Below are 15,574 nucleotides of genomic sequence, written 5' to 3'. Positions count from 1 at the left end.
ACTATTAAAGAGGTGTTACGCTAAACATGGCGAAAGAAGACGTAATCGAAATGCAAGGGACAGTCCTTGATACTTTACCAAATACAATGTTCCGAGTTGAGCTAGAAAATGGTCACGTAGTTGTGGCTCATATTTCAGGCAAAATGCGCAAAAACTATATCCGTATTTTAACCGGCGATAAAGTAACGGTAGAAATGACTCCTTACGATTTATCAAAGGGTCGTATCGTATTCCGTGCTCGCTAAGTAAGTGCGTAAACGAGATTTAGTTTTTGGCTAGTGTTTTACTAGCTTTAAGCGTTTATTAAATGTAATTGATAGACATTGACTAGCAATTACATTTAATAAACAAAAAGCCCAGTTTTTGCTGGGTTTTTTGTTGCCTATAAAAAAAGCAAAAAAAAATGGCCCGCTATTATGTAGCGGGCCATTTTATTTAACTAAATTATTTAATTAACGTTTTACGCTGGTGTTAAATTACTCTCGTAATCAAAGCGAATCTTCTTGTCTTTAACTGATACTTTAACCGTACCGCCATCAACAAGTTCACCAAACAGTATTTCGTTAGCTAATTGCTTTTTAAGCTCTTCTTGAATAACACGTGCCATTGGACGTGCACCCATAGCTTTATCGTAGCCTTTATCTGCCAACCACTCACGTGCTTTAGACGTAAGCTCAAGGTTAACTGATTTTTTATCAAGCTGCGCTTGCAGTTCCACAATAAACTTATCAACCACCAGTAAAATAACTTCACGTTCAAGGTGATTAAACCAAATGATGTTATCTAAACGGTTTCTAAATTCTGGTGAAAATACTTTATTAATTGCACCCATTGCATCGTGCGTATGATCTTGCTCTGTAAAACCAATCGACTTACGCGTAGTTTCTTGAACGCCCGCATTGGTAGTCATTACAACCACTACATTTCTAAAGTCAGCTTTACGCCCATTATTATCGGTCAACGTACCGTGATCCATAACCTGTAGCAAAATGTTGTAAATGTCTGGATGCGCTTTTTCAATCTCATCTAAAAGTACAACAGCATGTGGATTTTTAATAACTGCTTCTGTTAATAAACCACCTTGCTCAAAACCAACATACCCTGGTGGCGCACCAATTAATCGACTAATTGCATGGCGTTCTACATATTCCGACATATCAAAACGAATAAACTCAACACCCATACATTTAGCAAGCTGCTTAGTTACTTCTGTTTTACCCACACCGGTAGGCCCTGCAAACAAAAACGAACCTACTGGCTTTTCTTCGCTCGATAAACCAGAGCGAGATAAACGAATAGCTGATGTAAGTGCGTCAATAGATTGATCTTGCCCAAACACGAGCATTTTAAGGTTACGGTCTAAGTTTTTAAGCGTTTCTTTATCTGTCGACGAGACGCTTTGCGCTGGGATACGTGCCATTTTAGATATAATTAGTTCTATATCAGCCACGCCAATGGTTTTTTTACGTTTAGAGCTAGGTTGCAGGCGCTGACTTGCACCGGCTTCATCAATTACATCAATGGCTTTATCTGGCAAGTGGCGCTCATTAATGTATTTAGCACTGAGTTCTGCAGCTGCTTTTAGTGCTTTTTGAGTGTAACGAATACCATGGTGCTCTTCGTAACGCTCTTTTAAGCCGTTTAATATTTTAGTAGTATCGGCAACACTTGGCTCAAGTACATCAATTTTTTGAAAGCGACGTGCTAATGCACGGTCTTTCTCAAAAATATTTTTATACTCATTGTAAGTTGTTGAACCCATACAACGTAGCTTACCACTTGAAAGGAGTGGTTTAAGCAAGTTTGATGCGTCCATAACACCACCAGACGCCGCGCCGGCACCGATTATGGTATGTATTTCATCAATAAATAAAATAGAGCCTGGCTCAGCTTGCAGCTCTTTTAGTAAGCTTTTAAAGCGCTTTTCAAAGTCGCCACGGTATTTAGTACCCGCAAGCAATGCACCCATATCTAGCGAGTACACAACAGCATCTGCAATTACTTCTGGTACTTGCTTATTAACAATGCGATACGCTAAGCCTTCAGCAATGGCTGTTTTACCAACGCCCGCTTCACCAACAAGTAATGGGTTATTCTTTTTACGACGACACAATACTTGTACTGTGCGCTCTACTTCGCTGTCGCGTCCGATCAGTGGGTCAATGTTACCTTCACGAGCTTGAACGTTTAAGTTAGTTGTAAAGCTATCTAGCTTGCTTGCTTCTTCATTTTGAACTTCTTGCACTTCATCATGAATATCGTCGCTGTCGTTACCTAATTCATCATCTGCTTTAGAAATACCATGAGAAATAAAGTTAACGATGTCTAAACGCGATACATCATGCTTTTTAAGTAAATATACAGCTTGGCTTTCTTGCTCAGAAAAAATAGCAACTAGCACATTCACGCCAGTGACTTCATTTTTACCTGACGATTGCACATGGAACACAGCGCGTTGTAATACACGTTGAAAGCCAAGTGTTGGCTGAGTTTCACGCTCTTCTTCTAAATCTGGAATGACGGGTGTTGTTTCGTCAATAAATTCTAATAATTCGGTTTTTAAACCAGAAATATTAACACCACACGCATTTAGGGCTTCTCCTGCAGAAGGATTATCTAACAGCGCAAGTAAAAGGTGCTCTACGGTCATAAACTCATGACGGCGAGTGCGCGCTTCACGAAACGCGGCATTTAATGTGAGTTCTAAGTCTTTGTTTAGCATTGGCAACCCCTTACTGAGATAATAATTTATACCACAACAATCGGATGTTTGATCACCCTAATTGGTATTTATACCAATTGTATTAAATTGGTATTTATTCCTGCTCACAACTACAAAGCAGTGGATGCTCGTTATCACGCGCGTAGCGGTTAACTTGTTCAGCTTTGGTGTGGGCTACGTCAGCGCTGTAAACACCACATATACCCTTACCTTTTTCATGAACCTGAAGCATCACGTCGGTTGCTCTATCGCTATCCATATTAAAAAACGTCGTTAAAACTTCTATTACAAAGTCCATCGGCGTGTAGTCGTCGTTATTTAAAACAACTTTATATTTTCGCGGCGGCTGTAGCTTTTGCTTTTCGCTGTCGCGAACTGTATCGATAACACCTGAATCTTTCATACCACTCATAATTAAATATAGTCTTGTCTTTGTAACTCAAGCAAACTTGAATAAAAAATAAATAAAATGTTAAAAAAATAACTCAAAACACTTGACTGGTTGGCTAAATAAACTACAGTCAAACGTAGATTGATTAAACCTTAGTCAGTCTAGCAAATAATACAATTTAGAATAACTAAATTAGTCAACTTATTGAAGGATGTAGAAGTATGGCTTGCGGTAAAGTTAAATGGTTCAACAACGCCAAAGGTTTTGGTTTCATCGTAGAAGACGGCTGCGAGAATGATATTTTCGCTCATTACTCAACAATTGTAATGGACGGTTATAAAACGCTTAAAGCTGGTCAAGATGTAACATTCGAATTAGAACAAGGACCTAAAGGTCTACACGCTAAAAATATTGCCCCAGATGGTGACATTATTGAGTGACTATTGTTTTGTTCGACTAAAGCGAGTGACCTTTTAAGATCCTCGCTTAATTCCTTAAGCATACTAACTTATCTCTTCTCCCCTATTTATTGCCTCTTTTCATTCAAATTCAACCCTTTTCCTTGAATTTATTTTATATACCCCAATGTTCTAAGAGTTGATTGTTTAACTGCTTATTGGGCATGCTCAGCCTCTAGCCCTTTTTATTTAAGCTTGTTACACTCTTGGTGCTAAAAATTGCGTATTAACGCAGCAACTAATCCAACTTGTCGCCTCTTTTATATGTACTAGGCTAAAGGCTGATTTATTTTTGTTAATTTTTTAGCTATAAATACAATTCCAGTTCGTCAGGTGTGACTATTCTGCTTTTATAAAAGAGCAACGCTGAGTACCAACACCTAACAAACTATTCATTACGAGCGTATGTATTCATTAACTTGTTTAATAATATGTACTCACTCATTAGTAATGATTTTCTTTGCATTGTTGAATAAGACCTTTTCGGTCTACTATCTAGGAATGATGATGACATCAAAAATTATCTATACAAAAACGGACGAAGCTCCGGCACTAGCAACTTACTCGTTGCTACCGATCATCCAAGCATATACAAATGCGGCCGGTGTTGAAGTTGAAACTCGCGATATCTCATTAGCAGGTCGTGTAATTGCTAGCTTCCCTGATTATTTAACACAAGAACAACGCATTGGTGATGCACTTGCTGAACTTGGCGAGCTTGCTAAAACACCAGAAGCAAACATCATCAAATTACCAAACATCAGTGCATCTGTACCACAGCTTCGCGCTGTAATTAAAGAGCTTCAAGCAAAAGGTTACGCTCTTCCAGAATACCCTGTTGAACCTAAAAATGATGAAGAAAAAGCAATTCAAGCTGCTTACGACAAAATCAAAGGCAGTGCAGTAAACCCAGTACTACGTGAAGGTAACTCTGATCGTCGTGCACCAGGTTCTGTAAAAGAATATGCACGTAACAACCCGCATTCAATGGGTGCGTGGAGCAAAGATTCAGAGTCTTATGTTGCAAGCATGAGCGAAGGCGACTTCTTTGGTTCAGAAAAGTCAGTAACTGTTGATACAGCCACTGATGTACGTATTGAACATGTTGCAACTAACGGCTTTGTTTCTGTACTTAAACAAAGCACGCCTCTTTTAGCTGGCGAAGTTATTGATGCATCAAGCATCAGCGCTTCTAAGCTTCAAGCTTTCTTAGCTGCTGAAATTGACGCTGCTAAAGAAAAAGGTGTTTTATTCTCGCTTCACATGAAAGCGACAATGATGAAAGTATCTGATCCAATTATCTTTGGTCACGCTGTAAAAGTATTCTACAAAGATGTATTTGCTAAACACGGTGAGCTTTTTGAAGAGCTAGGTGTTGATGTAAATAATGGTTTAGGCGATGTATATTCTAAAATTCAAACATTAGACGATGCTAAGCGCGAAGAAATCGAAGCAGACATTCAAGCTGTTTACGCTAGCCGCCCTGCTATTGCTATGGTTGATTCTGACCGCGGCATTACAAACCTACACGTACCAAGTGACGTGATCATCGATGCTTCTATGCCTGCTGCAATCCGTTCAAGCGGTCAAATGTGGAATAACGATGGTAAGTTACAAGACACTAGCTTTGTAATTCCAGATCGTTGTTACTCAGGTATTTACCAAGCAACTATTGATTTTTGTAAAGTAAATGGCGCGTTTGATCCAACAACTATGGGTAGCGTACCTAACGTTGGCCTTATGGCTCAAAAAGCTGAAGAATACGGTTCACACGATAAAACGTTTGAAGCTAAAGCTGACGGTTCTATCCGTGTTGTTGATGCAAATGGTAATACATTACTTGAGCACAGTGTTGAGCAAGGCGATATTTGGCGCATGTGTCAGGTTAAAGACGCACCAATCCAAGATTGGGTTAAGCTTGCAGTAAATCGTGCACGCGCAACAGGCGTTCCAGCTATTTTCTGGTTAGACGAAAACCGTGCACATGATGCAGAGCTAATCAAAAAAGTAAATAAATACCTACCAGATCACGATACAGCTGGCCTAGATATTCAAATTTTAGCACCGCTTGAAGCAACGTTGTTCTCACTAGCGCGTATTAAAGAAGGTAAAGATACTATTTCTGTAACAGGTAACGTTTTACGTGATTACCTTACAGATTTATTCCCAATTTTAGAGCTAGGTACGAGTGCTAAAATGCTTTCAATTGTTCCACTTATGAACGGTGGTGGCTTATTTGAAACTGGCGCGGGTGGTTCTGCACCTAAGCATGTTCAACAATTCGAAAAAGAAAACCACTTACGTTGGGATTCTTTAGGTGAATTTTTAGCACTTGCTGCATCTCTTGAGCACCTAAGCGTAACTACGGGTAACGACAAGGCACAAGTACTTGCTGATACACTTGATAAAGCGACAGGCACTTTCTTAGCAGAAAACAAGTCTCCTTCACGTAAAGTGAAAGAAATTGATAACCGTGGTTCTCATTTCTTCCTATCTTTATTCTGGGCACAAGAACTTGCTAAGCAAAATGATGACAGTGAACTTAAAGCACAGTTTACTCAAATTGCTAGCGACCTTGAGTCTAATAAAGAACAAATCGTAAGTGAACTTAACGATGCGCAAGGCCCTGCAGTTGATTTAGGCGGTTACTTCCAGCCTAACGATGATGCAGCCTTTAAAGCGATGCGTCCAAGCACTACATTTAACGATATTCTTGCTAAATTAGTATAAATATTAGTTTAAATTTAAAAGCCGCTTACTTGTAAAAGTAAGCGGCTTTTTTACGCCAATAAAAAAGGTCGTTATCATTAGATAGCGACCTTTTTGATTAACCAAAACTATTTAAGTGATTTAAATTCTAATTACTTAGTATATGCACGTGGCATTTTGGAATCAGTTGTATAACGGTCACGCAGTTTATCTTGACGAGATTGTGTAGAAACCTCAACCCCATTAATAAACATTTTGTTCACGTGGCTGCTTAGTTCAAACGGGTCATTACTCCACATTACTACATCAGCAGCTTTACCTACTTCAAGACTACCTGCATTAATGCCAAATACATCAGCAACGTTTGATGTAACCGCTTTTAACGCACCTTCTTGGCTCATACCATACGATACTGCATTACCAGCATCAAAACGCAGCTGATAAATGTTGTGACTTGCATCACCACCTACCGTTAATAATACTTTAACGCCTGCTTTTTCTAGCACACCTGCATTATCTAAACTCGCATGAAGCGAATCAAAACTTGCTGGTAAGCTGTCCATTGCACTAATAATCACTGGGATATTTGCTTTAGCAACGCGCTCTTTAACTACAACAGCGTCTTGTGCGCCGTTAAGTACTAAGTTAATACCAAATTGCTCTTTTACTTTAATAAGCTCAATAATATCCGCCGCACGTGATACGCCAACCACTAATGGCATTTCGCCACTGAGTACTTTTGCCATTACTTTGTCTTCAGTACTTGGCTTGTCATCATCTTTTTTAGCTTTTTTACCAGCTTTAGTTTTGTGCTCATCAAGTTTATTAATAAGTGTTTGCAAAGTGAAAGCGCGAGAGCCTTTACTGCGCTCACCTAAGTAAACAATTAAAGCCGCTTGTTTTTGCATGTCGCTATCAAAACTACCACTTAAATCAACAACACTCGCAAGGCCTGAAAAAATGCTATCACCACCATGAGGGGTAATGACATCGCGTGTTACACCGCCTTTACGAGCGTAAGGTATTAAGCTTGAATGTGCGTTGTAAGCAAGACTTACGTCAAAATCAATACCGGCTTTTTCCTCGCCTGCATCGCGAGAGCCTGCAACTGCACTTACTTCAACTAAACCAAGTTGATTTACACTTGCAATAAAGCCAGGGGTTACAATTTGGCCCTTTGCATCAATAATTTGATCTACTTTAATTTCAGTTGGGTTAATCGCTGTGATTTTACCATCTGTCATTACAATGCTTGCTGCTTCTAATACACCTTGATCAGATGACGTATGTAATGTTGCATTAATAATTGCTAGCGATTGTGCGCTTACAGCACCAGATGCTAATAATCCTGCAGCAACCAGAGAAAGCGAAAACGAACGTGATAAATTTTTCATTCTGGGTGCTCCTTATTGTTGACCTAACATAAAATCACTTGTTGCTTGATACGCGCTGTCGTTTCTATCGTAAACTTTTGCACCATCAACAAACACTTGTTCAGCTTTAGCATAAACACTAAATGGGCTTTGATTCCAAATAACAACATCGCCCTGCTTACCCGCTTCTAGTGAACCTGTTTTGTCATCAATACCTAACGACTTAGCAGCGTTAGCCGTGATCCATTTAATAGCGTGTTGCTCAGAAATATCAAAACCATTTTCGTTAGCACGGTACATAACCTTGCCAGCTTCTTGGTTTAAGCGCTGAATAGTAGTATCTGAATCTGAGTGAACAACTGCACATGAATTTTTAACAGCATCAACAATAGCTACGTTTTCTTGAACCATGTCGTAGGCTTCCATTTTAAAACCCCACCAGTCTGGCCAAAGTGCAGCACACGAGCCATTCTCAGCAAGTAGGTCTGCAATTTTATATGCTTCTACACCGTGATGGAATGTACCCGCGTCGTAATTAAATTCTTTTGACAGGTCAATCATCATTGCCATTTCTTCAGCTTTATAACAATGATTATGAATACGTACTTCGCCCTCAAGCACACCACGAAGCGTATCGTGTTTAATATCACGTACTGGTGCTTCTGGGTTTAAACCTGCTTCATAATCGGCATCGTACTTATCCCATGCACGTTTGTATTCAGCGGCTTCAGCCCACGCCATACGATAACCAGCCATATTACCCATACGAGTTGAAGGCAATACACCTTGACGACCATAAACACGTTTAGGGTTTTCACCACACGCCATTTTTAAACCATACGGCGCCTCTGGAAATTTCATACCTTGCATAGTGTGTGCAGGGACGTTTTTAAGCGTAACGCCGCGTCCACCAAATAAGTTAGCTGAGCCTGGTAAAATTTGTAGAGAAGTAATGCCGCCTTCGCGTGCACGATTAAAGCCTGGATCTTGTGGCCAAACAGAATGCTCAACCCACACTTCTGCAGTGTTAGGACTTGTCATTTCGTTACCATCTTGATGCGACTCAACCGAAGGGCTTGGGTATGCACCTAAATGTGAATGCACGTCAATAATACCCGGTGTTACCCATTTGCCTTGTGCATCAATTGTAATATCAGCAGTAGCAGCTAAGTCTTTACCAACTTGTTGTACTTTGCCATCAACAAGTAATACATCAGCATCATCTAAACGCTCACCAGTACCTGTAAGTACTGTTGCATTTGTAATAAGTGTGCTTGATGTAGAAACGGGCTGATAAGTGCTTGGGTAAGGATTTTTGTTGATTGTTATTTTATCGTCTTGCGGGCCGTTTTCTTGGCAACCTACAAGTGCAGCAGCTAAGCCAACTGCTAATAAAGAAGGTGCAAATTTTTGCATGTTGTTTGGATCTCCTGTTTTTTTGCTACTTTAGCGAAAGCTAAGGAATAAAGCCAAAAAAACAGGTGAAAACGCAGTTAATTAAGATGAATATCTGTAATTATTTCTTTATATAATTGTTATACAACTTTTCAAGCGCACCTTCGGTTGTAAGCGATGGATCTTTACTAATAAAGTGCTTAACCGTACGCGTTACAAAATCAGAGTTTTGCTTATGTAGCTTTGAAAAATCTTTAATAATTGTATTACCGTCTTTAGCCGCTGTCACTTTGTCATGACGATGACGATACTGGCTTAGCGCTTTATTAAAATCCCCTTGGTAGTCTTCAACCAAAATTTTATAAAAGTCACTTTTTTGTACGTTTAAATCATTAATGCAGTAATTTAGCGCCTCTTTAAAGTCGGTAAATATCATGCCTTCTACATCAAACTCTTTTGTTTTTTCACGTACTGCTACTTTGGCATCTTCTGTGGCATAGCTAAAACCAGTAAACGCTAAACGCTCAGCGGCTTCTTTTCCTAATTTCATACCCGCTTGAATACTATGCGCAAACTCATCGCTCATATCGCCAAGTTCGTTTTCTTCCCACATGTTATAAACACGTAGTGGTTTTGCGTATTTAGTGGCAAGCTTTTTCTTCATTTTAGTGAAACGCTCATCAATCGTCATCAGCCTTTCGTTATGTAAAAGTGCATGACACTCATAACACGCAGGAATAGATATAAAATCAGCTTCTTCACCTAAATCAACAATGCTTTGTAGCATATGCAGCGGCGGACAATGGTCGCGCTCTGTCGCTTCACAGCCACAATAAAAACACTGGTTAAAATGCTGCTGATCGCAAGCGTATGCTTGCTGATAATAACTGGCTAACGTTTTGCTCACCGTTGCTCCTAAAAAACACGACTAAATTATGGGGGCGATAATAACAGCCTGAAAAAATAAGTCATACCAATTGCATTAAATTAGTTATCTATTATTGCGCTAATAAAGTAGCGCAATAATAAGGCGAAATTATAACGTGTAGTTGCTATCACTAATTGCTCCCTGCATTGCTCTACCTCCTGCATCCATGCACTCGTACACGAACAATTTTTAACGCAGTAAGTGCGCTATTTAATGCGATAGAATGATTTTTTTAAAATTGGTATCAGTAGCTATATTTAAATCACGGCCGCAATTAAACCAAACAAGCCACCAAACACACCACCCCACACTACAAGCCAGCCTAAGTGCTCACGGATCATGGTTTGAATAATCTCTTTAACCATTTTAGGGGTAAGCTCATCTAGGCGCTCATCAACTAATTTAAGTACTGTTTTATGTAGGCTCTCTGCACTATTACCTTGTGAAAGCGTTTGGGTTACTAATGCTTTAAAGTCGTCAGTTTGAGAAATCTCACTAAGCGACAATTGCATTTTTTCAATAAACTTTTCACGCATAGGCTCTATTGCTGCAGTGCCGCCAAACATACCTAACATGCTACCAAACTGAGATTCTTCAATAACGACAAGTAAATTGTCGAATGCAGGGTTTAGATCAACATTGCTAATTATTGGCTCAAAATCGATGTTGGGCTGCGCTTTATTGAGTAAATTATTAATTTTTTGCTCTGAAAAAAACTCCGTTAATATTAAGTTTCTAATTGCGATTTTAAAGCTTTCAAACTTAAGCGCTATAACGCCTGAACCATATAAAAACGGGACTTTTTCGAACAACATATGAATAGCTAATAAATTAGTTACCGCGCCAGAAAGTGCAAATAAACCAACTGATAACACAATTGCTTGGTTAAACATAAAACCTACAACAACACATAAACCCGCTAGCAAATTGGTTATTAAACTTTTGTTCATTTTTACTCCATTACAGTAAGTGTAATTTTTATGCAATATAGTCGTTAATTTTACAACGTTTAGATTGTTAAATTAATACCTTTTTGCCATAGTTTAAGTATCTGTTTAAAAGGCGAGCAATTGTTATGTGGAAAACAGTAAATGAGCACATCAGCCAAGCCATTAATTTTGACTTTAAACACACCTATAAACGCCAATTACAAAGTACAAATACCGATAAACTATTTCATATTACCAATGGTACGCATAACTTCTTCGTTAAAATAGCATTAAAAAGCGAACTCGAGCGTTTAGAAAGTGAATTTATTGGCTTAAAGCTTTTAGCGCAAAATAGTAATTTTAAAGTCCCTGAATGTATTACAACCGGTGCAAATATAGAGTTTTCGTTTATTGTTTTACAGTGGCTTGTTTTAGATAAACAACCCCACAACACGTGGGCAACTATGGGAAGCAGCCTCGCTAAAATGCATCAAAAACACGACCAAGCCATGTTTGGTTTTGATGTAGACAACTACATAGCCACTACCATACAACCTAATCGCTGGCATAAAAAATGGGATGTATTTTACGCCGAAGAACGTATAGGGTGGCAATTACAGTTACTCGCTGAAAAAGGCATTAACTTTATTGAACCCGAGCGCTTAATTAATGCCGTTAAAGAACAGCTGCATAGTCATCAAGTTGAGCCCTCATTACTGCATGGCGATTTTTGGCGAGGAAATATGGGCTTTTTAAAAGCAGAGCCAACGGTATTTAACCCCGCTTGTTATTATGGTGATCGGGAAGTGGATATTGCAATGAGCGAACTATTTGCGCCACTGCCAAAAGACTTTTATAGCGCCTATAACCAGCACTACCCGCTTTCTCAAAATTACGAAAAACGTAAGTTAATATACCAGCTATACCCTATTTTAAATCACGCTAACATCTTTGCCGGTCACTATCTTACTGAAGCTAAACAACATATAGAAAAGCTGGTATTTGAAGGTATAAAATAAGTGTCATAAGCTGCATTTCAGCACTATATTTGATGAGTAAGTAGGCGTTCATCTGTAAGCGATTAAGTTGAATCTAACTTAATTATTTATAACTGGAGTGATTATGAAAGATTTTTTATCACAACGAATAACGTGCCCACACTGCGGACACCACATACATTTAGACTTAGACGCAAGCATGGGCGATCAAGACTACATAGAAGATTGCACTGCCTGCTGTAACCCAATTCATTTAAATATGCATATAGATCATGCTAACAATAAATTAGAGCTACACGTAGACAGTGACGACGAACAAATATTTTAACTTAAGCCTGATGGCGTAAGTAGTTTTCTACCGTATTTACAATAGTGTAAGTTTGCTGATCAACTTCAATATTAAACTTGTCACCCACTTGCGCTGCACCAATGTTTGTAATGGCGAGCGTTTCCGGAATTAGGTGTAACCAAAAACCTTGTTCATCAACTTCGCCCACGGTTAAGCTTGCGCCATTTATCGCAACAAACCCTTTATATAACACATACTTTTGCCACTCTTTTGGCAGGCTTAATTGAATTTTACAGTTATTCTCAAGCTTCACTATTTGAGAAATTTGTGACGTACAATGAATATGCCCAGACACTATATGCCCACCTAGCTCAGTACCAAACGTAACAGAGCGTTCGTAATTAACTAAACTACCTAACTCAAGCAGTCCTAAATTAGTTAACTTTAGGGTTTCGTCAATCACATCAAAATGCACTTGCGCTACCACATCGTGATTACTTAGCTCAACTTGCACAACTGTTAAACAACAGCCATTAATAGCAATACTTGCGCCTAAATCTAAATGCTTAACGTACTCATCGCTCACCGATACAACTAAGCGTAAAACACCGTCTGTTTGAGTCTTAGAGACCACCGTAGCTTGCGTTTGCACTATTCCTGTAAACATAAAATCACTTTAAATTATTACAAAGTGCTAGTTTAACGTATCAACTCATAAAATCATTCACTACTGTGATTTTTATTTAAACCCCAATAGATTACAATTACGCCCTATTTTATCAACTAGCTGTTTTTATGACCTTTTGCAATTGGGAAGCCAAGCGTTTACTTTCCCTCGCTTTACCTGTTTTTTTAGCGCAAGTTACACTTATTTTAATGTCGGTCGTCGACACAATTATGGCAGGTCAAGTTAGCCCTACTGACTTAGCTGCACTGTCTATTGCAACAGGAATATGGAACCCTTTATTACTTGGCCTTCAAGGTATTTTATTAGCGCTTACTGGTATTATTGCGCAGTTTTCGGGCAGTGATGACCGCAAAGGCATTAGCCACTATTTTCAACAAGCGCTTTATTTAACCGCTATTTTGAGCTTTACAGGCTTTGGAATTGCCCATTTAGCAGATGCTATTATTTTTAAGCTCGATACAACGCCTGCAATTGCAAACCTTGCCATTGACTACATTCACTTTGTAAAATGGGGTGTATTTGGATTTTTAATTTTTACGGTATACAGAAACGTTACCGAAGGTATGGGAATGACCAAGCCCGCGTTTTACATAAGCCTATTAGGTTTAGCTGTTAATATTCCGGTAAATTATATTTTCATAAATGGCTTATTTGGTTTTCCTGCTTATGGCGGCGCGGGCTGTGGCATTGCCACTGCAATTGTTTTAACTGTTATGGCAATAGCACAAGTCACTTACTGCCAAATGAGTAAAAAAGTAGATGCTAAAGGCCTGCTTTCATCATTCGAAAAACCTAATTTCACTACCATTGGTATTATTACTAAGTTAGGTATACCAATTTCACTCGCCACCTTTTTTGAAGTCACTTTATTTGCGTGTATACCGCTATTTATAGCGCATTTAGGTGCAGTAGCTATATCGGGGCATCAAATAGCAGCCAGTGTAACTACATTGCTATTTATGATGCCGCTGAGCCTATCAATCGCTATCAGCATTCGTATAGGTAACTTATACGGCCAAAAGAACATGACTCAATTAAAAGTTGCGGTTTCTACCAGCTATATTTTAGCCATTGCTGTGGCGTTATTTTTAGCGCTTATTACGTTTGCCGGTCGTGATTTAATTAGCCAACTGTATACCGACAGCCCTGCTGTTATGGCATTGGCTTCATCAATTATGATTTTAGCGTGTATTTACCAATTACCTGATGCACTTCAAGTTGCAGCAAATGGCATACTCCGTGGGTTAAAATACACCACGCCTATATCGTATATTACGTTTATATCGTATTGGTTAATCGGCTTTTGTTTAGGTTACGTATTGGCAAGAACAGACATAATTGTGCCAGCTATGGGGCCACACGGTTTCTGGACTGGGATAATAGTGGGACTTAGTGTCGCTGCTATTTTATTAATGCTAACGGTAAAAAAACGTCTAAAATATGAATTTCTTAAAATTGATGCACTCAATCAAAACTAATAAACTCAGCCTTAAAACATTACCAGCTACTTTGCTGGTAATGTGTTTTTTAACGCTTACTGGCTGCAACAAACCACAAAGTAGTATAAACGTTACTTATATTGAACGCTTAAGTAGCACAGTTGATACAAGCCCAACACAGCCTGCGCCACTCAAGCAACTCCCCTTACTGCAGCCTACCCCAATAGCACAAAGTGACTTAACACTGAGCATTGTTGAGCTTGCAGGCATTAGCCAATGTAAGCTTAACGTGCTTATAAGTGAGCACAATAACCAATTAGGAAAAACCGCCAGCGCTGCTGGGCAATTAAAATATCAAATAAACTTTATTAAAAGTGCACAGGTTTGCTTAAACACGCTTGATAAAAATAGTCCTAGTTACACAAAAATACTCGCAGCCAAAAACTACAAAGAAACACACCTAATGCACTTTTTTAACACCATGTTATTTAAAGAGCCTGAGCTAAATCGTACTTGGCAACTCACTTCAAACGAGCTTACTACTGAACCTGCTGGTTTTAGTGATACCGTACTTGCGCTAAAGCAACTTGTACTCATTAAGCAACAAATTAAGGCTAAAGAATTTAGTGAAATTAATAGCAATTCTATTTTTAGTGCACTCGAGCAGCTTAATAAATTTCAATTTAACCAGGCACTCATTCAATCGGTCCGCAAGCAGGTAGTGTTAAATAACAACGCCACGCAGTTTGTAAAAACATTAAACTTTAATACGCTGTGCCCACAGGATAAAAATAATAAAAACGCAAAAATCATAAGCAACGTATTTCAAAAGTTTTACCTAAAAGAAATTCAGCCCTATCAAGCGCAGTTAACTGGTTATCTAGAGGCACTACAACCGCTTTATAATGAGCTTTGGTTTAACGAAAGTATCTCAAGCCCTCAAATTAATAACTTAGTCAAAACGGACTCGACAAGTAACTTACTGAACTTACTAAAAAGCTCAGCTAAAAAACATGTGGTTTGGTGGCAAGTATTTTATAAAACGTGTGAAATAAGCCCAATATGAATAAAAAAACGGCAAATAAACTCAAAAACAACAAACTTGCTTGATTCACCAACCGCCACGCTATATATTAGCCGCCGTTGTTAAGCAATTAACACCTACTTAAATAAAGTAATACGACTGTAGCTCAGTTGGTTAGAGCACTACCTTGACATGGTAGGGGTCGGTGGTTCGAATCCACTCAGTCGTACC

Annotated in this window: 14 protein-coding genes and 1 tRNA gene; 8 read left to right on the top strand and 7 right to left on the bottom strand. The window is 38.8% G+C overall.

The genetic code is table 11. The features are described from left to right. Window positions 1-26: 26 nt before the first annotated feature. The gene (gene infA, locus AAEY68_RS19045) at window positions 27-245 is read left to right on the top strand and encodes a translation initiation factor IF-1 (protein ID WP_002962494.1); all 219 of its coding nucleotides are present in this window, start codon (window positions 27-29) and stop codon (window positions 243-245) included. 215 nt (window positions 246-460) lie between these two features. Here the strand turns inward: infA and clpA are convergent, their stop codons facing one another. Together clpA and clpS are read right to left on the bottom strand one after the other, a co-directional pair. Continuing rightward, window positions 461-2,722, bottom strand: coding sequence for an ATP-dependent Clp protease ATP-binding subunit ClpA (clpA, locus tag AAEY68_RS19040; protein ID WP_350586699.1), 2,262 nt, complete (start codon window positions 2,720-2,722; stop codon window positions 461-463). A 94-nt stretch (window positions 2,723-2,816) separates the two neighbouring features. Then, window positions 2,817-3,125 (bottom strand): ATP-dependent Clp protease adapter ClpS, encoded by a 309-nt coding sequence (gene clpS, locus AAEY68_RS19035; protein WP_007585109.1) that lies wholly within the window; start codon window positions 3,123-3,125, stop codon window positions 2,817-2,819. Between the two features lie 209 nt (window positions 3,126-3,334). Between clpS and cspD the strand changes: the two genes are divergently transcribed. Together cspD and AAEY68_RS19025 are read left to right on the top strand one after the other, a co-directional pair. Beyond that, window positions 3,335-3,553, top strand: a complete 219-nt coding sequence (gene cspD, locus AAEY68_RS19030) for a cold shock domain-containing protein CspD (RefSeq protein WP_002962500.1) — start codon at window positions 3,335-3,337, stop codon at window positions 3,551-3,553. A 525-nt stretch (window positions 3,554-4,078) separates the two neighbouring features. Beyond that, window positions 4,079-6,301: an NADP-dependent isocitrate dehydrogenase gene (locus AAEY68_RS19025; RefSeq protein ID WP_350586698.1), complete on the top strand. Its 2,223-nt coding sequence runs from the start codon at window positions 4,079-4,081 to the stop codon at window positions 6,299-6,301. A gap of 131 nt (window positions 6,302-6,432) precedes the next feature. On the opposite strand, the gene AAEY68_RS19020 is transcribed toward AAEY68_RS19025, so the two are convergent. The 4 genes from AAEY68_RS19020 to AAEY68_RS19005 all read right to left on the bottom strand — a co-directional run bounded on the left by AAEY68_RS19020 (window position 6,433) and on the right by AAEY68_RS19005 (window position 10,926). Beyond that, the gene (locus AAEY68_RS19020; RefSeq protein ID WP_197117613.1) at window positions 6,433-7,674 is read right to left on the bottom strand and encodes an amidohydrolase family protein; all 1,242 of its coding nucleotides are present in this window, start codon (window positions 7,672-7,674) and stop codon (window positions 6,433-6,435) included. 12 nt (window positions 7,675-7,686) lie between these two features. Next, window positions 7,687-9,069: an amidohydrolase gene (locus tag AAEY68_RS19015; RefSeq protein ID WP_350586697.1), complete on the bottom strand. Its 1,383-nt coding sequence runs from the start codon at window positions 9,067-9,069 to the stop codon at window positions 7,687-7,689. 100 nt (window positions 9,070-9,169) lie between these two features. Continuing rightward, the gene (locus tag AAEY68_RS19010; protein ID WP_007585117.1) at window positions 9,170-9,955 is read right to left on the bottom strand and encodes a hypothetical protein; all 786 of its coding nucleotides are present in this window, start codon (window positions 9,953-9,955) and stop codon (window positions 9,170-9,172) included. Window positions 9,956-10,233: 278 nt separating this feature from the next. Beyond that, window positions 10,234-10,926: a DUF445 domain-containing protein gene (locus AAEY68_RS19005; RefSeq protein ID WP_350586696.1), complete on the bottom strand. Its 693-nt coding sequence runs from the start codon at window positions 10,924-10,926 to the stop codon at window positions 10,234-10,236. A gap of 125 nt (window positions 10,927-11,051) precedes the next feature. Between AAEY68_RS19005 and AAEY68_RS19000 the strand changes: the two genes are divergently transcribed. Together AAEY68_RS19000 and AAEY68_RS18995 are read left to right on the top strand one after the other, a co-directional pair. Further along, window positions 11,052-11,924, top strand: a complete 873-nt coding sequence (locus tag AAEY68_RS19000; protein WP_101163040.1) for a fructosamine kinase family protein — start codon at window positions 11,052-11,054, stop codon at window positions 11,922-11,924. Between the two features lie 103 nt (window positions 11,925-12,027). Then, a complete protein-coding gene (locus tag AAEY68_RS18995; protein WP_008166246.1) occupies window positions 12,028-12,231 on the top strand; it encodes a CPXCG motif-containing cysteine-rich protein in 204 nt (67 codons plus the stop codon). A 1-nt stretch (window position 12,232) separates the two neighbouring features. On the opposite strand, the gene AAEY68_RS18990 is transcribed toward AAEY68_RS18995, so the two are convergent. Next, window positions 12,233-12,859 carry a riboflavin synthase gene (locus AAEY68_RS18990; RefSeq protein ID WP_007585130.1) on the bottom strand — a complete coding sequence of 209 codons (627 nt, stop codon included), beginning with the start codon at window positions 12,857-12,859 and terminating at the stop codon, window positions 12,233-12,235. A gap of 128 nt (window positions 12,860-12,987) precedes the next feature. Between AAEY68_RS18990 and AAEY68_RS18985 the strand changes: the two genes are divergently transcribed. The 3 genes from AAEY68_RS18985 (at window position 12,988) to AAEY68_RS18975 (ending at window position 15,572) form a co-directional block, all read left to right on the top strand. Then, window positions 12,988-14,358: an MATE family efflux transporter gene (locus AAEY68_RS18985; RefSeq protein WP_007585131.1), complete on the top strand. Its 1,371-nt coding sequence runs from the start codon at window positions 12,988-12,990 to the stop codon at window positions 14,356-14,358. After that, window positions 14,339-15,385, top strand: coding sequence for a DUF3080 family protein (locus tag AAEY68_RS18980; RefSeq protein ID WP_081707874.1), 1,047 nt, complete (start codon window positions 14,339-14,341; stop codon window positions 15,383-15,385). The genes AAEY68_RS18985 and AAEY68_RS18980 overlap by 20 nt, the downstream gene beginning before the upstream one ends. Window positions 15,386-15,498: 113 nt before the next feature. Then, window positions 15,499-15,572, top strand: a tRNA-Val gene (locus AAEY68_RS18975). Window positions 15,573-15,574: the final 2 nt, after the last annotated feature.

This window comes from Pseudoalteromonas sp. RB2-MNA-CIBAN-0110, from assembly GCF_040309305.1.
Classification (GTDB): domain Bacteria; phylum Pseudomonadota; class Gammaproteobacteria; order Enterobacterales; family Alteromonadaceae; genus Pseudoalteromonas; species Pseudoalteromonas arctica.
This window is presented reverse-complemented; position numbering and strand designations above follow the sequence as displayed.